Origin of the sequence: Paenibacillus sp. NPDC101420 (assembly GCF_050277435.1) — a bacterium.
GTDB lineage: Bacteria > Bacillota > Bacilli > Paenibacillales > Paenibacillaceae > Paenibacillus_AQ.
On record NZ_JBNNSE010000004.1, the window covers coordinates 518,461 to 540,443 of the forward strand.

Sequence of the window (21,983 nt, forward strand, 5' to 3'; positions counted from 1 at the left end):
ATATGGGAGGCCGCTCTTTTGCGTTGCTATCAGGGATGGTAGAATGAGAATTAGAACATTTTGGGAGGGATACGATGCTAAGTAAGTGGAGAAGAATTTTAGCAGCTAGCACAAGCAGTATGCTTTTGTTATCTGTGCTGATTGGCGTAGGTGCCGGATCGGCAAATGCAGCTGACACGTCTACAACACAAGATGCAAGTCAGGATGTCTTTCGCATCGTAGCTCTTGGCGATTCGATTACTGCCGGATACGAGCCGGGAATGACGGATGTGAATACCAAGCCTTACGGTTATGCGGAGCGACTACTGGAGCAGGGGTGGTATCATGGCCGGAGCGAGCTTACCAATTATGGTATTCTTGGATTGACCACTGCTGGATTACGTAATTACACTGGAGCCATCAAGGACGGCTCAGCGATTACCGCTGAAGGTATTCAGTCAGGTCTTCCAGATCCGCGGATAGACCAATTCGTAAAGTTAACCCCGCAGATCGCATCAGAGCTGAAGGAAGCCGATCTGATTACGATTACAATTGGCGGGAATGATGTAAGCCGTCTTTTCTTACAGGTGAAGGAGCTGACAGATACAGATTTTGAATCTCAGCTGGAGCAGAAGCTAGCGGATTACAATACGAATGTGAAGGCGAGTCTTGAGAATATTCGTGCGATAAATCCTCAAGCAACAATTATTTTGGCTGACCAATACCAGCCTGCTCCTAAGATCGCTCTTGGTGCGATGTACACTAAATTGATGACCGCAGCAGCGAAATTTACGGATTCGGCAGATCGTGTGGCTGCAAGTATGAATCAAGAGGGAGCAAAGGTAGTAGTAGCTCATGTAGCGGCAAAGTTTGCCGGCTCAGAGGGATCACTCACGCATATTATCGGGGCAGGACAAGCGGATTTTCACCCTACGCAGCTTGGATACGAGACCATTGCAAAAGTATTTGCTGAATTACAATGGGGGGAATACCGCATTCCCACTGTAGCGGTGATGGCTACGGATACTGTACCGATGTCGATTGTTGTAAAGGGTGTGGAGTTAAATACGCCGAATAAGCCCATCCTTAAGAATGGTCAGAACTTCTTGGCGCTTAAAGATATTCTAAATGCCGTAGGCGCTAATGGAAAGTGGGATAATAAGACCTCCAGTGCTACTATTGAATACGGTGGCCGGACGGTTGTAATCACGATCGGTAGCAAATTTATTAAGGTGAATGGACAGAATGTAGCCATTGATACCCCTGCTTTTCTGCAAAAGGTAGGCAAAGAAGATAAAACTTATCTTCCCCTTGCCGCATTGGCGACCGGACTTGGATTTGATGTTAATTATAGTAGCAAACTGCGAACGGCTTTCATAAATCCATAAATCTGCATACTATATCATAGGTATTTTAAATTAAGCCCGTAAGGCAAAGGTGGATGGAATATTGTCTAGTTCAAAATTTAGTGCTGAATATATCATCACTATGGATGATATTGTACGGGAAGGTCATCCCGTACTTCGTACCGTAGCTCAACCAGTGGAGCTTCCTCTACAGGAGGAGGATCGTGAGACTCTGCAATGTATGCTTCAGTTTCTGAAGAACAGCCAGGACCCGGAGATTTCCGAAGAATACAATTTACGCTCTGGCGTAGGTCTGTCGGCGAATCAAATCGGACTGTTGAAGCGTATGTTCGTGATGTATTCTACGGACGAGAGAGGGAGGATTGTAGAGCATGCTTGGGTTAACCCTAAGATCATCAGTCACTCACTAACCATGGTGTACTTACCGGAGAGCGAGGGGTGTCTGTCCGTTGATCGGCCGGTGCATGGTTTTGTACCTCGTTATGAATCTGTGAAGGTAAAGGGATATGATCTTGAGGGGAAGGAAGTGGTCCTTAAATTTAAGGGCTACCAAGCCATCATCATCCAGCATGAGATCGATCATCTCGATGGCATCATGTTCTACGACCGAATCAACAAGGAAAATCCATTCAAGCTTCCTCAGGGAGTGGAAATCCGTAACTTGTATGAGTAAAAGAAAATCTCTGAATCTTAAAGCGTGTGGTCTTGCAGCATAAAGCTGAGGGACACATGCTTTTTTTTTTGCTATCTGCAAGATTGAATGATTTCGAATATTTTACAAATTAATCCATAGGAGGTACCATGTAGCTAATGGGTAGAAATTAACTTTATTATAAGAAGGAGGTTATTAAATGGGTTGGGGTAGAATGCCAATAAGAGGCGTGGTCAACGAATACAATGATGAGGTTAAGAAGATTGATGAGCAGATTTTGGCTCTGATTCAGGAACGTAAAGCTATAACAGGAAAAAAACGGTTCTCCCCTGAAAGTGAGCTCCTTGAGGAATGGTCAACTAGATTCGAGATGGACACTTCTCAGATTGTACAGTATATACACAGTCTGAATGAGGCTGTGCCCAGACGGAAATATTGGGAAGAGCCTGGTTTACTGCTCGGCGTACTTCCAATTGTGAAGCGGACAGTCCTGGAAGATTGCGAGTATACACTTACACATGCTATGCAGTATGAAACGCTCAGTATAGTTACTGTGGAGATTAAGTATTTAAAAGAAACAGTGGAGCACGTTCATCTTAGACCCGCTCTATCATTGGAGATTTTGAGTGAGGCAGCCTATGAAATCCAGCCGCATAGAGGTCACGGAGGAGGAGCTCATACACAAATGCAGTTCTTGGTCTCGCCACCGCTGCCAGCGGATCTGGATACGGTTCAATTTGCCTTAATACCCGGAGGAGACCAAATGTTTGGACCTGCCATGACAGAGATTATATTGGACAAGCAAATTGACTTCGAATAGTGCCTATGCAAAAAAACCTACCACCAGAAGCTTGGTGGTAGGTTTTAGTATGTTTAGTGGTGTAAATAACGTCTTATTTCTCAGCCGCCATAGCGCGGAAGGATTCTTCTGCTGCAATCAGCGTAGCGTCGATATCTGCATCGGTATGTGCTGTCGTTAGGAACCAAGCTTCATATTTCGAAGGGGCGAGGTTAATCCCTCGGTTCAACATGTGACGGAAGAAGCTACCGAACAATTCGCCATCTGTATCCTGTGCCTCATCGTAATTCGTAACTGGATGCTTACAGAAATGAGTAGAGAATGAACCACGGATGCGGTTGATCGTCAGTGGAATGCCATGACGGTCAGCGGATTCCTGAAGACCGCCGACAAGGCGGATCGCAAGCCGTTCCATCTCATCATATACGCCTTCTGCGCTCAGCACCTCCAGACAGGCGATCCCTGCGGAAATGGAAGCTGGATTTCCCGCCATTGTTCCCGCTTGGTATGCCGGTCCTAGTGGGGCTACTTGTTCCATCACATGCTTACGTCCGCCGTACGCGCCGATCGGTAGACCGCCACCGATGATTTTGCCGAGTGCTGTAAGGTCAGGAGTAATGTCTTCATGGTTATCCAGTCCTGCATATGTCTGTGTGGAACCATAGTGGAAGCGGAAGGCCGTAATGACTTCGTCATAAATAACGAGTGAGCCGTTAGCATGAGCCAGCTTGCAGAGCCCTTCGAGGAATCCGGGCTTCGGCATCACCATACCGAAATTACCGACGATCGGCTCAACCATTACAGCGGCGACATCTTCGCCCCATTTTTCTAGTGCCTCTTGCAGGCTTTCCAGATCATTAAACGGAACAGTGATTACTTCCTGTGCAATACTGCTAGGAACGCCGGCACTATCTGGAATGCCAAGCGTAGAAGGCCCGGATCCTGCTGCTACGAGCACTAGATCAGAGTGGCCGTGATAACAGCCAGCGAATTTTACGATTTTACTGCGCTTTGTATAAGCACGAGCGACACGAATGGTAGTCATAACCGCTTCTGTGCCTGAATTGACAAACCGGACTTTATCCATAGACGGAATAGCTTCTTTAAGCATTTTAGCAAGCTTAATTTCGAGCTCTGTTGGGGTTCCGTAAAGAACACCATTCTCAGCTGCAGTGGTAATTGCCTTCGTTATATGTGGGTGAGCATGGCCGGTAATGATCGGTCCATAGGCTTGGAGATAGTCGATATATTCATTGCCATCTACATCCCAGAAGTGAGATCCGCTGGCACGTTTCATAAATACAGGTGCTCCGCCTCCAACGGCTTTAAAAGAGCGGGAAGGGCTATTTACACCTCCAACGATATGTTGAAGGGCTTCGTGATAAAGTTGCTCAGATGTGGAACGATTCATAATGTGATCATCCTTTCGATTGTTGGTGCTCATGGCAACGGGCGAACAACGGTGTTTCCGCTGTCCGCCCGTATTATACCATTGCCTGTAGTGTCTACTTGTGAACGTTGCTTGTCAGATCTTTATTGGGTTCCGCTAGTGTTACTATTTGAAGTAGTCTCTGGTGAACTTGAAGGTATAGGCGTTGGCTCAGGGCCATTTAAGGTATCCTGAACAAATTCCTTTAATTTTTTCTCACTGCGAATGCCTATAACCTGCGATCCGTCACTTGTAGTTTCCTCTTTGAGCAGATCCATTGGCGGAATTTGCTCACTACCGCCCATGGTACTATCGTACCCAACGGTTGCAAGCTTCCACATATCATTTACTGTCAGATTAGTTTCGATATAAGGCGTAACTTGAGACAGGATATTCGGTAGCTTGATTATGGATGTGGTCTTGATCAGCTTGTCAGCCACAACCTTGAGAAAAGCACGCTGGCGCTCGGTCCGAGTGAAGTCGGAGGTAGCGTCATGTCGAAAACGTACATATTGCAGAGCTTTATTACCGTCGAGATGTTGATATCCTTTTTTAAGATCAATGTCATACTCGGGACCATCTGCAATGGTCTTGTACACCATATCTTTCTCGACTTCATAATCTACACCACCAACGGCATCTACTAGCTTGATGAATCCTTGGAAGTCCGTGTAGACATAATATTGAATCGGGATGCCGAGCAGATCGCTTACAGTCTGCATCGCCGTGTTAGGTCCATAAATGATAGCTGAATTAATACGTTTTTCGCCGTGATCTGGAATCGGAACGTAAGTGTCTCTAAGAATTGAGAATACGCTGATTTTCTTCTTCACGGGATCAAGTGAGGCTACGAGCATTGTATCAGAACGAGGAATTTCTCCCTTCTTGACACCGCGGGCATCTACGCCCATTAGCAGTATATTAACAGGCTCTGTACCTTCCCATTTTGGAGGTTCTGGCGTGTCGACATCAACAGTTTCAGCATTCTTAAATGGTGAATTCTCGGTGTTCGACATGCTGCCAAGCTCAGTGTAGATGGATGTAAAGTAGTAAATGGCTCCACCGATAATAAGGAGGAGTATAATGGCCAGTGTCCAAAGCAGCGGTTTCTTTTTTGACTTACCAGTCTTTGCGTGCCTTTTCTTTCTAGGTGGCATTTCTCGTTCTTCCTTTCGCATTCACATTCTCTACATTATAATTTCTTTTGGGGATACGCGCAATTCATGCTCGATCCTCCAATATCAAGAAGGAGTGGATATAACTTGAACGTAGTAGCTATTGGACAAAAAGTACCGAATTTCACTCTTCCGTCTTCCAACGGGCAAGAGGTTAGTTTAAGTGATTACCTGGGCCGAAAGGTCATTTTATATTTTTATCCTAAAAATATGACACCAGCCTGTACGCAGGAGGCCTGCGAATTCCGGGACGCCCATGATCAGATTATTACGCTTGGTGCGGTTGTTCTAGGCATCAGTCCAGATCCTTTGGCTTCGCATATGAGATTTACGGAGAAGAACAGTCTACCCTTTCCACTGTTGTCTGATGAGGATCATAAGGTCAGTGAAATGTTCGGTGTATGGCAGCTTAAGAGGCTCTATGGTAGAGAATTCATGGGCATTGTACGTTCTACTTTTCTGATCGATGAGCAGGGGATCTTAGTGGAAGAATGGCGGAAAGTACGAGTGAAGGGTCATGTAGCATCTGCCATAGCAGGGATTTCCAAATCATAAAGTTTGTTAATAACTTTTTGTAAAAGTCTGTTACATTTTTAACAGCTTTCATAAGGTGTTGTCATGATATAGTTTCCTCATAATTGCTTCAAATTTGGAGCAAGACGAGGTGGTGTAGTGATAATGCTGCGTATTGGCCTTGATATCGGATCAACTACTGCGAAAGTGGTTGTTATAGAGCGTAACACTATTGTTTATCAGGACTATGTAAGACATTATAGCGATATAAAAAAAGCAGCCCTCTCTCTTCTATCTGATGTACAGAGCAGATTTCCTGAGAGAGGCGCAGCCCTTACTGTAAGCGGTTCCTCGGGCTTATCTTTATCCAAACTGGGAGGCGTACCGTTCGTTCAGGAGGTGATCGCCTGTACAAAGGCGATTGACGAGCTGATTCCAGAATGCGATACGGCGATTGAACTGGGTGGTGAGGACGCCAAGATCATCTATCTCCGAGGCGGCATTGAGCAGCGTATGAATACGGCTTGCGCGGGAGGAACGGGAGCATTTATTGATCAAATGGCATCGCTGCTACAGACCGACCCAGCGGGCTTAAACGCATTGGCAGAGAAGCATGAGCGAATCTATCCTATCGCTTCACGCTGCGGTGTATTCGCCAAAAGCGATGTGCAGCCACTATTAAACGAGGGGGCCCGCCGGGAGGACGTGGCGGCTTCAATCTTTCAGAGTATTGTTAATCAGACGATCAGCGGTCTCGCTTGCGGACGTCCGATTCGCGGACGAGTGGCTTTCCTTGGCGGACCGCTAACCTTCCTGCCAGCCCTGCGTCAGCGTTTTGCGGAGACGCTTGAACTTGCGGAGTCAGATATTCTTTTCCCCGAAAGGTCGCAGTATTTCGTAGCGATTGGATCAGCACTCTCTGAAGCGGATCCTACTATTTTGCCGCTTTCAGGCTGGATCGCGCGAATAGCGGCTGTGGATTTTACAGCGGATCGGGCTGCGGATGCTGAATTACCACCGCTGTTTGAGAACCCCGAAGAGCTTGCTGCGTTCCGTCAGCGCCATGGTAAAGCTTCTGCTGCCAGATCAGACCTGGCTGTGTATCGTGGCCCTTGTTATCTGGGGATCGATGCAGGGTCAACAACAACCAAACTCGTATTGACCGGCTCTGCTGACGAAATTCTACATACCTTTTATGGCAGCAACAAGGGGAATCCCTTGTATTCTGTCAGTGAGGCACTGAAGGAAATGTATCGGGTTCTACCGGAAGGCTGTTATATTGCAGGTTCTTATGTAACAGGTTATGGAGAGGGGTTAATCAAAGCCGCTTTATGGACGGACGGCGGTGAAGTGGAGACGGTTGCTCATTACAAGGCCGCATCTAAGTTCATGCCGGAAGTAGACTTTATTCTGGATATCGGCGGACAGGACATGAAATGCATCAAGATCCGCGGCGGTGCTATCGACAGTCTAATGCTCAATGAAGCCTGTTCGGCAGGCTGCGGCTCTTTTCTGGAGAGCTTTGCTTCTGCGCTCGGATTAGGTATCGAGGAGTTTGCCAAGTCAGCGCTGGAAGCAGTCAAACCTGTTAATTTGGGTTCCCGCTGTACGGTATTCATGAATTCTAAAGTGAAGCAGGTTCAGAAGGAAGGTGCGTCGCTGGCTGATCTTTCGGCAGGTCTTGCCTATTCCGTAATTAAGAATGCCCTGCAAAAAGTAATTAAAATTCGCAACCCTGAGGATTTAGGGCGGAATATTATTGTTCAGGGAGGCACCTTCTATAACGAAGCCGTATTGCGGGCCTTTGAGCGCCTAACGGGGAGAACGGTAGTCAGACCGGATATTGCTGGCGTTATGGGAGCGTACGGTTGTGCACTGATTGCCCGTGAGCAAGCAGGGGCTGACGGAAAAAGTACACTGCTTGGACCGGAGGAAATAGCCAACTTTAAGTACGAGGTATCTTCAGGTCGCTGTGGCCGCTGTGGAAATAACTGTGCGTTAACGATCAGTCGGTTCCCGGACAAGAGCTTCTACGTTACAGGCAATCGCTGCGAGCGTGGTGCAGGAGGCAGGAAAGAGAAGAATGTACTGCCAAATTTGATGCAGTATAAGTATGAACGTTTCTTTGACTATGAAGCATTACCTGAGTCAGGTGCAGCACGGGGCACTGTCGGTATTCCACGTACGATGAATATGTTCGAGAATTATCCGTTCTGGCACACTTTTTTCACCAAACTTGGCTACCGGGTAATTCTCTCTCCTAAATCAAGCAAGAAGCTTTACGAAAGTGGGATGGATACGATTCCTTCAGAATCGATCTGCTATCCTGCAAAGATGGCGCACGGACATGTGCAGAGCTTGATTGGTAAAGGCGTCGATTTTATTTTTTATCCTGCCGTAGTGTATGAGAAGAAGGAAGATGAAGCAGCGGATAATCATTTCAATTGTCCGGTAGTCGCCTCTTACCCTGAGGTCATTCGCAACAATATGGATGGGCTAAAAGATAATGGAATCACGCTGGTCAGCCCGTTTCTGACCTTTGACGATAGATCTGCGCTGACTAAGGGACTCGTGAAGACATTTACAGGGATTCCGAGAGAAGAGATTGCGAATGCTGTGCAGGCAGGACTTGCTGAAGCTGACCGCGCCAAAAGTGATGTGCGCACCAAAGGTGAAGAGACGCTTGCGTATCTTGCCAGCACTGGGAACAAGGGAATACTTCTCTGTGGTCACCCTTATCATGCGGATCCTGAAATTAATCACGGCATTGCAGATATGATTACCGGTATGGGACTCGCCGTGCTGACAGAAGATTCTGTCTGCCATCTGGACCGAAGTGAAGGGGATGTGGGAGTAGTTAATCAGTGGACCTATCATGCCCGAATGTACCGCGCAGCCCGCCTTGCCGCAGTCCGAACCGACCTGGAGCTTGTTCAATTGACTTCCTTCGGTTGTGGGATTGATGCGATCACCTGTGATGCCGTACAAGACATTATGGAAAGGCATAACAAAGTATATACGCTGATCAAAATCGATGAGATTAGCAACCTTGGCGCTGCGCGCATTCGGCTGCGTTCACTGCTGGCAGCGATGCGCGAACGGGAAAAAGGAAAGGTGCTGCCACAGAAGCCGCCTAAAATACAGGCTAATGTAGCATTCACGAAGGAAATGAAAGAAACGTACACGATCCTTGCGCCACAGATGTCGCCCATTCATTTTGAATTGTTTGAACAGGTCTTCCGCGATGCGGGATACCGTCTCAAGATCCTTGAAACTACTGGACCTGAAGAGACGGAAGAGGGCCTTAGATACGTTAACAATGATGCATGTTATCCCGCTATTGTAACGATAGGGCAGATTCTGTCGGCACTGAAGAGCGGGGACTATGATCCGAATCGTACCGCTGTAATCATGTCACAGACGGGCGGTGGCTGCCGGGCGACGAATTATATTTCTTTGCTCCGCAAAGCCTTAAAGGATTCAGATCTCGAACAGATTCCTGTGATTTCGCTGAATGCTTCTGGAATGGAGAACCAGCCAGGCTTCCGAATCAGTCTTAAGCTGGCAAATCGGCTGATCGCTGCGGCTTGCTATGGTGATCTAATGATGCGGTTGCTAAATCATTTTAGGCCGTATGAGGTCGTTCCACAGAGTGCTGAGCGTTTATTCCGTAAGGGGATGGAGCGCTGTAAGGTCAGTCTAGTCAACTTCTCGTTCCGAGAATATAAACGTCTGATTCGTGAAATTGTAGCCGATTTCTGTAAGCTGCCCGTTACAGGTGCTACTAAACCAAGAGTAGGCATTGTTGGAGAGATCCTGATTAAATTTCATCCGGACGCCAACAACCGCATCATCGAGATGATTGAGGCAGAGGGCGGAGAAGCGGTAATGCCAGACTTCTTAGATTTCATCTTTTATTGCGTGTATAATCCGATCTACAAAGCCGAGCAATTCGGTAAAAGTAAACGGCTAGGATATATTAATCCGATGTTGATCTCCTATCTGGAGATTTATCGCAAGCCGATAAAGGTAGCTCTTGAGGATGCCGGACCGGCTAAAGGACGGGAAAATATTTATGGTCTTGCTGAGAAGGCCAGCCGACTGGTATCCGTAGGAAATCAGATGGGTGAGGGATGGTTCCTGACTGCAGAAATGATGGATCTGCTGGATAATGGTGTGAATAATATTGCTTGTATTCAACCGTTCGCCTGCTTGCCCAATCATATTACCGGGCGTGGGATGATTAAGGGCCTTAAGGAGTTGTATCCAGGTGCGAATATCGTCGCCATTGATTATGATGCTGGAGTTAGTGTAGTTAACCAAGCGAATCGAATCAAGCTGATGATGTCGATTGCCAGCAGTCATGAAGGGAATGCTGTGTCTGATTTAGAACCATCACTTAAACCGCTGCAGCAGCCCCTACTTGAAGGCTCCTACAGTTTGACCTGAGCTTAAAAAGGTAACATATAGAAGAAGTGCCTATAAAAAGCGGACCAAGAATTCACTTGGTCCGCTTTTTTGTGCTGATTATTAGTTTGTTGAAGGAGAGCTGGCTACGCCTCTCCATCGTTTCAGATGAGGCAGCTGTTCGGCGAGTAATTTGCGGGCGACAGCCTCATCCATTCCTTCTTGAACCAAGTAGCCTGTACAAATGTCAGACATTTCTTGCAGCGTAATATCAGGCTGTTTAAATGCTCCATCTTCGTAGCAGTATACACAATAATCCTCGATCTTTTGCCCTTCCTTGTTCGTTCCAAGTAGATCTTCCGTAGGCATAGGCATCCCACAGCTTTGACAAAATTTCGGTTCGCCTTGCATTTGCCCTACATGCTCTTGATTCATATACAGCACTCCTTTTAAAAGTATGCGAAGCTTATGAGCACTCGCTTTAAGTACATTATAGAACTATGAATCTGACGACATACCGTCAGGTTTAAAGCGAGGTTGCATATTTTTTGGCAACCCCAAGAGCTAACTCTCCAAGCTTCTGACGAATATGTTCCGGCTCTAGCACTTCTAAAGCCGTTCCGAAGCTGAGCAAGAAACCATAGAGCCATCCGTCCTCGGGATAATGGATGGACACGTTATATCCACCATGTCCGTCCGATTGAAGCTCAGTGGAGTCAAAGCGATCTTCCGCTAGATGTCTGCCTTCAGCTGTGAAGTGCAGAAGGATTGGCGACACTACTGAGGCAGAAGTCACTCGCTGATAATCAGTGCTCCAGGGCAGCTCATGCATGTCCCTATCTTCTCTAATGAACTCCCGTTTTTCTTTAACGAGTCCTTTCATACGATGCAGCTTGAATAATCTGAAATCCTGGCGTTGCAGACAGTAACCATACAAGTACCATGCTTGTCCTTTTAAGACTAAAGTATAGGGCTCGACAGAACGCTGACTGGACTGCCCCTCGGCATTGACATAATCAAAGGCCACAGTTCTGTTTTCTTCCAGCGCCTCTTTTAGAGTTGCAATCTTCTCTTCTAGGATAGGCTGAAGACCCCAAGGAGAGAAATCGATGATAAGCTGGGTCGTTTTGCTTCGGAAAGCGGCGGTCTGTGAGGGCGGGATTACGCTACTGATCTTCTCCATGAGCAGAGTGTGTCCAGTTCCGCCGTAAGAGGAGACGCTTTGCAGAGCGGAGAAAATATCAGCCAGCTCGCGGTCGGTCAATACATTGCGGTCTAACCGGTAGCCTTCCATAAGGCCGATACCACCACCCGATCCCTGATAGGTGACGATAGGAATTCCAGCCCCATTAATACTTTCAATATCACGGTAAATGGTACGCACGGACACTTCGAACATGTCGGCGAGCTCCTTCGCCTGAATGAGACGCCGGTTCATTAGTAGAATGACGATAGAGAGCAATCGATCAATTTTCAAAAAGTAGAGCCCTCCTTTTCGGATAATTTCGTTATGTAATGATGTACTACATCTTAGCAAATTCTTGAAAATAAAGCATGGATGGAGCCTCGGGCGCTGGGTTTTGCTGGGGGAGCAGGGTTTTCTGTAATTGCTATACTGTTGGCAGGGTATGCGTTGATACGTAGTAAAAAGAGCGGTGAATTCACCGCTCCTTGGAAGGTTTTTTAATCTGGGCCTGAATCCGAGTGGCAGCTTTGCCAGGGAAGAGGCGGGCACCAATGTTTTTGCGATAACGGTAAATGATCACAAGAGCTGCTATTACTGCACCACCAGAAATAATCCAAAGCGCATAGGACTCGAACAAATGGAAGATGCCCATCCACTGTGGACCAAACACCTTTCCGATGCTAAGAAACAGCACTACCCAGAATACGGCTCCACTATAAGCATATAGGGCGAATTTACGGAAGGGAAGCGCGATAATACCAGCAAAATAACCTGTAAAGTGCCGTACCCCTGGAATGAAATAACCGATAAAAATTAGAAAGCTTCCGTATTTCTCAAACCATTTCTGTGTTTTTTCTAGCTTAGTAGGTGAGAATAGAAACCATTTTCCATATCGCTGGATAAAGGGCATACCGGCTTTTAATCCGACAAAATAGGTGAGGGTCATCCCAGCTGTGGTGCCTGCAAAAGCAACTACAATTAGCGTAAAGAAATCAAGTCTCCCAGTATAGGAAAGGAAACCGGCAAACGCCATAGTGGTCTCTCCGGGAAAGGGCAGGGCAACGAACTCGAGAAGTAATCCAAAGAATAATACGCTATATCCATATTTGGTGAATAATTCTTGTATAAAACTCAGCATTTCCATAAGATTGTCACTCTCCAAGAGGCAGTTGCCTTATTCTATTTTACAGCTTGTCTTCATACAATCTACCAAATGGCTTTTAAGCCAATAGAATGCTGGAGGTAGAGAAGATGAAGGGTAATAAAAGCGCACACAGCCGCCGAAAGTTGATAAGCGGATTGCTCGTTATGGTTGTAATATTCATCGTAATGCTCGGATGGAGTATAGGGAAAAACTTGAATTCATGGGAGCTCCGATCCTTGCAGCCCGCTAGCGCCGAGTCTGTATCTGTTAAGAATAAGCTTACCGCAGCGACGATGCAAGATTTGCCATCTGCAGTAGAACCACTCGCTTCTGCATCTCCGGAAGTTCACTCCTCTTCAAGTGCGGCCCTTACTGTGACTCAACTCCCTCAAGCTAATGGGGTAGAGAAAATATCCAAGGTTTCGACAACGAGTTCTGCAATCACAGCAGCCAAAAAATCTAAAAAAACAGTCTATATTACATTTGACGACGGACCTAGCGATAACACCTTCAATGTACTTGAAATTTTACATCAGGAAGGTGTGAAGGCAACCTTTTTTGTTCTTGGTAATCAAGCGAAAAGCCATCCTGAGCTCATCGACTCCATATGGGAACAGGGCCATGCGATTGGTAATCATACCTATAATCATAATTACCATGATTTATATAGTGGATTCACGGAATTTTGGAATCAAATTAAACAGACTGAAGAGATTGTTCAGGGGATTACAGGGGTTCGGCCACAGCTTATCCGCGCCCCAGGTGGAACCTATGATCATTTTGATAATACCTATTTCAATTTATTGAAGCAAGCAGGTTATAAGGTGATGGATTGGACGGTGGATAGCGGCGATTCTAAACGGAAAGGCGTGCCAGCCTCAGAAATTTTGAAGGAATCCACAATGGATATGAAGTCTTCCCAGGTTATTTTACTACTACATGATGGTGGCGGTCATCAAGAGAGCGTCAAAGCGCTGCCGGACATTATTGCACGCTATAAGGCGGCTGGATATGACTTTGGCCTATTGGATGAAACGGTAGAACCTGTACAATTTAAAGTCTCTGCAAAAGCCACTAATTTGGGGCGGAAAAATCCTTCAGAAGCTTGGGTCGCCTCAAATATCACACCGAATGCGGAGCTCTTTGCGCCTGGAAAGCCATTGATTCTGGAGGTAGGAAAGCTGGAGACGAAGCTGAATCCCGGGGAATATTCCGTGCGAAATGGACAGTATATGGTTCCGCTTCGTGCTGTAATTGAACGGCTTGGAGGGCGAGTTAGCTGGGATGTGAATAGCCGAAGTGGAGAAATAGATTGGAACGGGAAAGCGGTCATTGCCGATGTAATGAACAAACAATTGATTCTAAACCATCCTGATAACGGTCAAAAGACAATCGATGCGAGGGTAGAAATGATTGGTGGATCGATCTGGGTATCGCTACGAGAACTGCTGGAGACAACAGGTCATCCTCCGCTTAATATAAGCGTTACTGAAGTAGAACGCCGGGTAAAAACATTCTGAAAGAAGAGCTAAGGCTGTCTAGTAAAAAGAAAAAACAAATGTCTGGGCACCCTTTTTCATGGGAAGAATAGATAGTAATAAGTTCCTGAGCTGGGAACAAGTCTATGACCAAAGGATGGGTGTCCCATTGTCCTCTTCATCACTAATTGATCAATTGAAGAAAGATGCCGGAAGTGTCAAAAGCTTCTCTTATCCGCGTAGCCGAAGTGCTCTGATGGAATGGTTAAGGATGCTAACTGTGGCTGGAATTATAGGTGCTTTATATGTTTGGCGAGGAGGCCCGTCTTTGCTGTTTCTCCTGATCGTTGTAGGAGTTATTATGCTCGGTGGACTTATGGTTCAGCTCTCTGGTCCACGGACGATTAAGCTAGTTCGTACGATTACTCCTGCGAGACCGATGGCTGGAAATACACTTCATGTGAAGGTGCAGCTGAGCTTCTCTTCTCGGTTGCCTCTCCCTTGGATGACCATTGCCGATTATTGGGGCGATAGCCATCATCAGAAGCTGCTATTTCCTGGATTCAAACGTTCTTTTTCATACACATACACGATTGAAAATTTATCTCGCGGCAATCATCATCTGCTGGGTTGTAGAGTAACTTGGGGAGACTTTCCGGGTTGGTTCACGGGAAGATCTGAACCGGATGGAGGACAGAGTTTTAAGGTGCTGCCAGCGCCTTTATACTTTGGTGGAACTGTACCAGATAGCGGATTTATGACGGGTGACACCTTGTATTCTAGACGGGGAAGAAGCATCAGCGATGAGGCGTTGGAATCCAGGGATTATGAGCCAGGAGATCCACTTAGCCGAATTCATTGGAAGAATAGTGCAAGAACGGGAGCGCTGCAGAGCAAAGTTCCAGAACGGGAAAAGGCAAGAATGACCTGTATCGTATTGGCTAATGACCCGCTCAGCTACGAGGTTCCTACAGATGCGCTTAAACCTCGTGGGAGCCGAGACGATTCGCCTCCAGCATTTGAGAAAGCGGTGTCGACAGCGATGGGGCTGATGCTCTCCGCTGAGCGTTCAGGTGCTTATGTTCAGTTGTTTAGCGGCGGTTGGCCAGAAGGTATGGCTAGACATGAAGGTCTGGGTAAAATCCCAGGGAGAGTGCTGGATATTCTGACTGAAATTTCCCTGGATGGCACTAGAAACCTGTCGCTGCTGCTTGATGATGCCTCCCGAGGCTGGATTCCGGGGATGACAGTAGCCATTATCACGGGACGGCTAGAAGAGGAATCAGCCAAGGTGATTGCCAAGTTCTTGATGCAAGGTGTGAAGGTGGAGCTTTATTATGCTTGGGACCAATCAGCACCGAAGCCAGGGGAGGCTCGCCAGCCTGGAAAGGGAACTGTCGGAGATAGTTTGGCTCGTCTTGGAGCACGAATGTTTTGTCTGGATGATGCATTGCCAGCATTCAGATTCAGGGAGGTAGAGTTCCATGAATCATCCGGAAAACCAACACTACGGTAAGGGAAAATCGGGTGATACAAAACTGGCTATGAATGGCTTTCAGTTCAATTTGGGGCAAATAGAGAACAGACATGCCGGTAAGCAGAGAAAGGTACCTCTGTACTATCGTTTGCTGTTCTCTTTGGCCATTATGGGGCTATTTATTGAATGGTTACTCCCTTTATATAGGTCTGCTTTATTAGAAGATACCTCCAAGATGCTACAAGTTCTAATGGTATTGGCGGCAGTGTTGCTGTTATGGGGGATATTTCAGATTCCGGGGTGGCTACTGCTAAGTATTCAATTTCTTATTACTGTTTCAGCATGGATTTACTTATGCAGTGGGGGCGAAGGCATAGGGTGGTTAGGGATTTATGCGGACGAAATTCCGAATGATCTTATTCTGCTTCTTTCTGGACATGTTTCTCAGTTAAGCGAGATCAGCAGGCTTTTGATATTGATTGTAGGTTGGGGGCTATTGGTATCCTCAGTACAGCAGCTTGCACTCTTCCGAGGGAGTACAGTGCTATTCACGGCAGTTACAATCATTTACTTGCTGATCTTGGATATGGGCTTTGACGTCAATACCACAATGGATATTGTGATATCCATGGGTCTTATTTTTTGGATGCACGCGATGAGTGGTCTCCTGCGTCTTCAAGAACGTGAGGGAGTTACTACACTGCCTTATGCGCGTTGGGGAGGGTTGACTTTGGCGACAGCCATTGTCGTGATGGCAACAGCATGGTTCGGTGGGCAGCTGCTCGGGGCAAGACCAACCAGCGAACTTACGCTGCAATCGACATTTCAGAAGCTGCAGACTTGGGCTTCAGGCCATTTGCCAGATGATAAGGCGTCTAATGCCTCTGGAACAACAGGGTATAGTTCGAATGACGGTGAACTCGGTGCCCCGTTATCCCGCAATACTGAACCAGTCTTTACAGCTATAACTAGCGAGCGTACTTACTGGCGAGGTGAGAGCATTGCTTACTATGATGGCCGCCGATGGATCAGGGGGGGCGAAGAGTTTATGCCGCTTAATCTGTCCGGTATTCCACAGAATTCTTCATTGATGCTAAGCGGTGAAACTAGGAAACGAACGCTTCAACAGCGGATACAATTTGCCACCCCTTCTTCCGGGGGAATTCCTTTATTCAATGCGGGAATAATAACTGATGTTGAGTCGGTTGAACTCTTGGGCGGAAGTAAATTGGGATATGTGCTGTCTAACATAGACAGAGAGAGTTTTCGTTTGCCTGATTCAATAGGCTCTGCACGGATCACAGAATATTCAGTGGAGTCCTTACTTCCTGAGAGCGATCCAGTACTGCTTCGTGGTTTAAGCAGTAACGATCCCCAGGAAATTATGGGTAAGTATTTGCAATTGCCAGATTTGTTACCCGTACGAGTGAGAGATCTGGCGGAGATGCTTACAGCTTCTTCAGGTAACCGCTATGACTCCGTAACTGCCATTAAGGATTACTTACAACATGGATATTCCTATACGTTGAGCACAACGGTTCCACCATCCGAATCTGATTTTGTGGATCACTTTTTATTTGAGACAAAACAAGGCTACTGTGTTCATTTTGCAACAGCTATGACCGTACTGCTGCGCAGTGCAGGAATTCCTGCTCGTTATGTCCAAGGCTTTGGGCCTGGGACCTTGCAGGACGATACTATGCCGGCGAAGTATTTAGTCACCCAGGGCGATGCTCATGCTTGGGTGGAGGTCTTTTTCGCCGGCGCCGGTTGGGTCCCATTCGACCCAACGCCTGGCCCCGCCCTTGCCGCCGGCTTCGCCGCACCGGCGCTGCCTGCGGCAGCCTCGCTCGCGCCGCAAGCTGCGCGAAACGCGGGCTTGCCCGCCCTGCCGCTGGCGGGCGGGACCTCTGCTGCGCCGCTCGCTGCCGCGGCGCTGCTTCCCGCCGCCGCTTGGCGCTGGCGGCGTAGCCTGGCTCTGCTGCTGGCCGCGCGCAGCGCCAGCAGCATGAGCCGCGAGAGGCAGCTGCGCGCTGCCTCTCTAGCTTGGCACGGGCTGGCGGAGCGGTATGGACCGCCGCCGCCCGGTGTCACTGGCAGGGAGTATGTGGACTCCCTGCAGATCTACGATGCCGGACTAAGCGAAGCCGTCCGGCAGTTCGTACGCCAGTGGGAGACCCTGGCGTACGCGCCCGCGACTTCAGACTTCGTCGCAGCCGATCCCGCGAACGAAATGCCTGCAACGTCTAGAATTTCAGCAAGGTCGATGATATCTGCAATCCCTGCAATGTCTGCGGCGCCAGCATCACCTGCAGAGATCAGCGAGCTTACTACTCATGATGCGTCCGCGTTTATACGCGAATGCCTGATCATCACCTTCCGGTTAACTTAATCGGTCAGAACAGCTGATGCTGCTATACAATTCCTTCCATGGAAAGGAATGTTCTTCATGAAGTTTAACTCTCTCCTATTATGAGAAGTGTGTTCTCCTTTCCTTGACGATGAGAATTAACCATGAGTATAATGAATCCAATAATCAAGGGAGGCTCGTAATGAATAAGCCAAATGAAATTATCGTCGTTCTCGATTTTGGGGGACAATACAACCAACTTATCGCGCGCAGAATTCGGGACCTGGGAGTATACAGCGAACTTTTGCCGTACAATACGCCGGTAGACAAGATCAAAGCACTTGCACCTAAAGGGATTGTCTTCTCTGGTGGCCCTAGCAGTGTATATGCTGAAGATGCTCCACATGTAGATCCAGCGATCTATGATTTAGGAGTACCGATCTTCGGTATTTGCTATGGTATGCAGCTAATGGCTCACCAACTTGACGGTAAAGTGGAACGCTCCGCTAAACGTGAATATGGTAAAGCCGATATTGATTTTGAAGAAGGTACTGCACTCGTTGCTGGGCTAGAGAGCCGTCAGACGGTATGGATGAGCCACGGTGACCATGTAGTTGAACTTCCAACAGGATTCAAGCTGGAGGCAGGAACTGAAAGTGCTCCAATCGCGGCAATGAGCAATGATGAGCGTAAATTGTTCGCGGTTCAATTCCACCCAGAAGTACGTCACTCTGTACATGGTAATGAGATGATCTCGAACTTCTTGTATCAAATTTGCGGTTGCGACGGCAAATGGACGATGGAATCGTTTATTGATGAAGCTATTCAAGATATTCGTAACCAAGTTGGAGACAAAAAAGTACTCTGCGCACTTAGCGGTGGCGTAGATTCTTCCGTAGTTGCAATGCTTATTCACCGTGCAATCGGTGACCAATTAACTTGTATGTTTATTGATCACGGTCTTTTGCGTAAAGGTGAAGCTGAAAGTGTTATGGAGACCTTCGTAGGTAAATTCGATATTCATGTCGTGAAAATCGATGCACGCGAGCGCTTCATGAGCAAGCTTGCAGGTGTTGAAGATCCTGAACAAAAACGTAAAATCATCGGTAACGAGTTTATCTACTGCTTCGACGAAGAGTCGGCTAAGCTCGGAGATTTCGCATTCCTTGCACAAGGTACACTGTATACGGATATCGTTGAGAGCGGAACAGCTACGGCACAAACGATTAAATCTCACCACAATGTGGGCGGTTTGCCGGAAGACATGAAATTCAGCTTGATCGAGCCACTAAATACCTTGTTTAAGGATGAGGTTCGTAAACTGGGTGAAGAGCTGGGAATGCCACGTGCTATCGTTTGGCGTCAACCTTTCCCTGGTCCAGGTCTTGCTATCCGTGTCTTGGGTGAAGTAACAGAGGACAAGCTTACTATCGTTCGCGACTCTGACTACATTCTGCAAGAGGAAATTGCTAAAGCGGGATTAGACCGTGAAATTTGGCAATACTTCACTGCCCTGCCTAACATGAAGAGTGTTGGTGTTATGGGGGATGCTCGTACTTATTCCTACACAGTAGGTGTGCGCGCAGTAACTTCCATCGACGGCATGACGGCTGACTGGGCGCGTATCCCATGGGATATTCTTGAGAAAATCTCGGTACGTATCGTCAACGAAGTTGAGAATGTAAACCGCGTAGTGTATGACATCACTTCGAAACCACCAGCAACAATCGAGTGGGAATAGGATCGGTGCAATTATAGATTTCAAAAAAACTCTCTTTTATTTGCGTTATTTAGCAAATAAAAGAGAGTTTTTTTATTTCTCAAGTAAAGGGTTGTGCTGGAGACGCCGTTTTCACAAATCTTTCATGAACACGTTTTGTTGAAAGGGCTTGCAACCCTCGAAAAGTTATGATAAATTGTACTTGTCTAAAAAATAGACAAGATAAACAAGTACATTTTCTACTAAAGGGGCCAATCAAAATGATGACTATTTCCAAAGAGACACCTCATATTAAACCGAACGGGGTAGAGATCGCTGAATCGATTCTGTTGCCTGGTGATCCTTTAAGAGCTAAGTTCATTGCGGAAACTTTTTTAGAAGATTACCAGTGCTTTAACGAGGTAAGAGGAATGTTAGGATATACCGGTACTTACAAAGGGAAGAAAATCTCTGTTATGGGTACGGGAATGGGTCCAGCGAGTATGGGAATTTATTCTTGGGAATTAATCAATGTATTTGGAGTTAAGAATTTAATCAGAATTGGTACCTGTGGTGCAATGCAAGAAAACATTGAGCTATACGATGTAATTTTTGGTATGGGAGCTGCAACGGATTCCAATTATGGTCATCAATATAATTTACCTGGACAATATCCACTAACGGCTTCTTTTGAGCTTTTGGAGAAAGCTAAGAAAATAGCAGATGATAAAGGACAAAAGGTTCATATTGGTAATATTTTATCCAGTGAAATATTTTATAATGCGGATCAGGCAGCTAATAAAAAGTGGCAGGATGTAGGGATTTTGGGTGTTGAAATGGAATCTGTAGCCCTCTATTGGAACGCTATCCAAGCACGTGTAAAAGCGCTGTGCATTCTAACAGTGAGTGATCATCTTATTACAGGAGCACAGACCACTTCGGAGGAACGCCAAACTGCATTTACTAAAATGATGGAGATCGCATTAGAGTTAGCATAAATGCTTTCCTTCTATGTGAAACTAATGTAAACGATATAAAGTTTATACAGCATGAGATATTGGAAGCCTATTATGTAAAGTCGTTCCGGTTATATTATTTTTAATTACTAGATAAGGGATGAGAGTAGAATGAAGAAATTTAAACGTGTACATTTAATCGTCATGGATTCAGTAGGCATTGGAGAAGGAAAAGACGCGGATCAATTTAACGATGTTGGCTCCCATACCCTATTACACATTGCAGAACATATGAATGGATTAAATCTGCCCAACCTAGCCAAATTGGGTCTATCTAATATTGAAAAAATTTTGGGTGTTCCAAAAGCTGAGAAACCACTTGCTTATTATACTAAATTACAGGAAAAATCAGTCGGGAAAGATACTATGACAGGTCATTGGGAGATCATGGGTTTAAATATTGATCAACCTTTTAATGTGTATCCAAATGGATTCCCCGACGAATTAATTAAACAGATCGAGGACATAACTGGCCGAAAAGTAGTAGCGAATAAACCTGCAAGTGGAACAGCTATCCTTGATGAATATGGCGAGCATCAAATGAAAACAGGGGATCTGATCGTTTATACCTCTGCTGACCCGGTTCTGCAAATTGCAGCTCATGAAGAAATCATCCCATTAGAAGAGTTATATGATATTTGTGAAAAGGTTCGGGAAATCACCAAAGACCCTGCCTATTTAATTGGTCGTATTATTGCCAGACCTTATGTAGGCCAACCCGGGAAATTTACGAGAACCTCCAATCGTCATGACTATGCCTTGAAACCATTTCATAAAACGGTTATGAATAGCTTGCAAGACGGAGGTTATGATGTCATCGCTATTGGTAAAATCAATGATATTTTCGATGGTGAAGGCGTTACAGAATCCATTCGTACAAAAGACAATATGGATGGTATGGATAAACTGCTTGATGTAATTAAGAAAGATTTCACTGGAATGAGCTTTTTGAATTTAGTTGATTTCGATGCTTTATACGGTCATCGTCGTGATCCGGAAGGCTATGGAAGAGCATTAGAGGAATTCGATAAACGATTAGATGAGGTATTCGATTCCATCCGAGAAGATGATTTGTTAATCATTACGGCTGACCATGGAAATGACCCAACCTTCCCTGGTACAGACCATACTCGTGAGTTTATTCCTGTCCTAGTCTATTCCAAGCAATTAAAGGGCAGTGGCGCATTACCTGAGCATGATACCTTTGCTGATATCGGTGCGACTATAGCAGATAACTTTGATGTTGATATGCCAGACAACGGTGAGTCTTTCCTGCCATTTCTTAAATAATTGATATCACATAAAAACCTCC

The 21,983-nt window shown here is 46.3% G+C and carries 16 protein-coding genes; 11 read left to right on the forward strand and 5 right to left on the reverse strand.

Going from position 1 to position 21,983, the window contains the following annotated elements:
* Window positions 1–74 precede the first annotated feature (74 nt).
* From ACQKMP_RS20235 to ACQKMP_RS20245, 3 genes are all read left to right on the forward strand, one after another.
* Window positions 75–1,367, forward strand: a complete 1,293-nt coding sequence (locus tag ACQKMP_RS20235) for a stalk domain-containing protein (RefSeq protein WP_339800188.1) — start codon at window positions 75–77, stop codon at window positions 1,365–1,367.
* A gap of 100 nt (window positions 1,368–1,467) precedes the next feature.
* Window positions 1,468–2,019, forward strand: a complete 552-nt coding sequence (gene def, locus ACQKMP_RS20240) for a peptide deformylase (protein WP_042193240.1) — start codon at window positions 1,468–1,470, stop codon at window positions 2,017–2,019.
* A gap of 178 nt (window positions 2,020–2,197) precedes the next feature.
* Window positions 2,198–2,818 (forward strand): hypothetical protein, encoded by a 621-nt coding sequence (locus tag ACQKMP_RS20245; protein ID WP_427470627.1) that lies wholly within the window; start codon window positions 2,198–2,200, stop codon window positions 2,816–2,818.
* 73 nt (window positions 2,819–2,891) lie between these two features.
* Here the strand turns inward: ACQKMP_RS20245 and ACQKMP_RS20250 are convergent, their stop codons facing one another.
* Both ACQKMP_RS20250 and ACQKMP_RS20255 read right to left on the reverse strand, forming a co-directional pair.
* A complete protein-coding gene (locus ACQKMP_RS20250) occupies window positions 2,892–4,208 on the reverse strand; it encodes a glutamate-1-semialdehyde 2,1-aminomutase (RefSeq protein WP_339268602.1) in 1,317 nt (438 codons plus the stop codon).
* Between the two features lie 122 nt (window positions 4,209–4,330).
* Window positions 4,331–5,383, reverse strand: a complete 1,053-nt coding sequence (locus tag ACQKMP_RS20255; protein WP_427470629.1) for an LCP family protein — start codon at window positions 5,381–5,383, stop codon at window positions 4,331–4,333.
* Window positions 5,384–5,488: 105 nt separating this feature from the next.
* Here ACQKMP_RS20255 and bcp point away from each other — a divergent pair, with 105 nt between their 5' ends.
* The gene (gene bcp, locus ACQKMP_RS20260; protein WP_427470631.1) at window positions 5,489–5,956 is read left to right on the forward strand and encodes a thioredoxin-dependent thiol peroxidase; all 468 of its coding nucleotides are present in this window, start codon (window positions 5,489–5,491) and stop codon (window positions 5,954–5,956) included.
* Window positions 5,957–6,079: 123 nt separating this feature from the next.
* The gene (locus ACQKMP_RS20265; protein ID WP_427470634.1) at window positions 6,080–10,363 is read left to right on the forward strand and encodes an acyl-CoA dehydratase activase-related protein; all 4,284 of its coding nucleotides are present in this window, start codon (window positions 6,080–6,082) and stop codon (window positions 10,361–10,363) included.
* A gap of 81 nt (window positions 10,364–10,444) precedes the next feature.
* Here ACQKMP_RS20265 and ACQKMP_RS20270 read toward each other — a convergent pair whose 3' ends face one another.
* The 3 genes from ACQKMP_RS20270 to ACQKMP_RS20280 all read right to left on the reverse strand — a co-directional run bounded on the left by ACQKMP_RS20270 (window position 10,445) and on the right by ACQKMP_RS20280 (window position 12,651).
* Window positions 10,445–10,756, reverse strand: coding sequence for a zinc ribbon domain-containing protein (locus ACQKMP_RS20270; RefSeq protein ID WP_231573377.1), 312 nt, complete (start codon window positions 10,754–10,756; stop codon window positions 10,445–10,447).
* 91 nt (window positions 10,757–10,847) lie between these two features.
* Complete coding sequence (locus ACQKMP_RS20275) at window positions 10,848–11,798, reverse strand: helix-turn-helix transcriptional regulator (protein WP_427470637.1); 951 nt, start codon at window positions 11,796–11,798, stop codon at window positions 10,848–10,850.
* Window positions 11,799–11,982: 184 nt separating this feature from the next.
* Complete coding sequence (locus tag ACQKMP_RS20280; protein ID WP_076285863.1) at window positions 11,983–12,651, reverse strand: DedA family protein; 669 nt, start codon at window positions 12,649–12,651, stop codon at window positions 11,983–11,985.
* A gap of 107 nt (window positions 12,652–12,758) precedes the next feature.
* On the opposite strand from ACQKMP_RS20280, the gene ACQKMP_RS20285 reads away from it, so the two are divergent.
* From ACQKMP_RS20285 to deoB, 6 genes are all read left to right on the forward strand, one after another.
* A complete protein-coding gene (locus tag ACQKMP_RS20285) occupies window positions 12,759–14,171 on the forward strand; it encodes a polysaccharide deacetylase family protein (protein WP_427470640.1) in 1,413 nt (470 codons plus the stop codon).
* 58 nt (window positions 14,172–14,229) lie between these two features.
* Window positions 14,230–15,645, forward strand: a complete 1,416-nt coding sequence (locus tag ACQKMP_RS20290) for a DUF58 domain-containing protein (protein ID WP_427470642.1) — start codon at window positions 14,230–14,232, stop codon at window positions 15,643–15,645.
* Window positions 15,614–17,998 carry a DUF4129 domain-containing transglutaminase family protein gene (locus ACQKMP_RS20295; protein ID WP_427470644.1) on the forward strand — a complete coding sequence of 795 codons (2,385 nt, stop codon included), beginning with the start codon at window positions 15,614–15,616 and terminating at the stop codon, window positions 17,996–17,998. Before ACQKMP_RS20290 ends, ACQKMP_RS20295 begins: the two co-directional genes overlap by 32 nt.
* Window positions 17,999–18,158: 160 nt before the next feature.
* Window positions 18,159–19,697 carry a glutamine-hydrolyzing GMP synthase gene (gene guaA, locus ACQKMP_RS20300; RefSeq protein WP_042184695.1) on the forward strand — a complete coding sequence of 513 codons (1,539 nt, stop codon included), beginning with the start codon at window positions 18,159–18,161 and terminating at the stop codon, window positions 19,695–19,697.
* A gap of 242 nt (window positions 19,698–19,939) precedes the next feature.
* Window positions 19,940–20,653, forward strand: coding sequence for a purine-nucleoside phosphorylase (gene deoD / locus ACQKMP_RS20305; protein WP_379426044.1), 714 nt, complete (start codon window positions 19,940–19,942; stop codon window positions 20,651–20,653).
* A 129-nt stretch (window positions 20,654–20,782) separates the two neighbouring features.
* The gene (gene deoB, locus ACQKMP_RS20310) at window positions 20,783–21,961 is read left to right on the forward strand and encodes a phosphopentomutase (protein ID WP_339244659.1); all 1,179 of its coding nucleotides are present in this window, start codon (window positions 20,783–20,785) and stop codon (window positions 21,959–21,961) included.
* The last annotated feature ends 22 nt before the right edge of the window (window positions 21,962–21,983 follow it).

Coding starts and splice junctions, on each gene's coding strand:
- ACQKMP_RS20235 (WP_339800188.1), top strand. CDS start 75: ATGCTAAGTAAGTGGAGAAGAATTTTAGCAGCTAGCACAAGCAGTATG.
- def (WP_042193240.1), top strand. CDS start 1,468: ATGGATGATATTGTACGGGAAGGTCATCCCGTACTTCGTACCGTAGCT.
- ACQKMP_RS20245 (WP_427470627.1), top strand. CDS start 2,198: ATGGGTTGGGGTAGAATGCCAATAAGAGGCGTGGTCAACGAATACAAT.
- ACQKMP_RS20250 (WP_339268602.1), bottom strand. CDS start 4,208: ATGAATCGTTCCACATCTGAGCAACTTTATCACGAAGCCCTTCAACAT.
- ACQKMP_RS20255 (WP_427470629.1), bottom strand. CDS start 5,383: ATGCCACCTAGAAAGAAAAGGCACGCAAAGACTGGTAAGTCAAAAAAG.
- ACQKMP_RS20265 (WP_427470634.1), top strand. CDS start 6,080: ATGCTGCGTATTGGCCTTGATATCGGATCAACTACTGCGAAAGTGGTT.
- ACQKMP_RS20270 (WP_231573377.1), bottom strand. CDS start 10,756: ATGAATCAAGAGCATGTAGGGCAAATGCAAGGCGAACCGAAATTTTGT.
- ACQKMP_RS20280 (WP_076285863.1), bottom strand. CDS start 12,651: ATGGAAATGCTGAGTTTTATACAAGAATTATTCACCAAATATGGATAT.
- ACQKMP_RS20285 (WP_427470640.1), top strand. CDS start 12,759: ATGAAGGGTAATAAAAGCGCACACAGCCGCCGAAAGTTGATAAGCGGA.
- ACQKMP_RS20290 (WP_427470642.1), top strand. CDS start 14,230: ATGGGAAGAATAGATAGTAATAAGTTCCTGAGCTGGGAACAAGTCTAT.
- ACQKMP_RS20295 (WP_427470644.1), top strand. CDS start 15,614: ATGAATCATCCGGAAAACCAACACTACGGTAAGGGAAAATCGGGTGAT.
- guaA (WP_042184695.1), top strand. CDS start 18,159: ATGAATAAGCCAAATGAAATTATCGTCGTTCTCGATTTTGGGGGACAA.
- deoD (WP_379426044.1), top strand. CDS start 19,940: ATGACTATTTCCAAAGAGACACCTCATATTAAACCGAACGGGGTAGAG.
- deoB (WP_339244659.1), top strand. CDS start 20,783: ATGAAGAAATTTAAACGTGTACATTTAATCGTCATGGATTCAGTAGGC.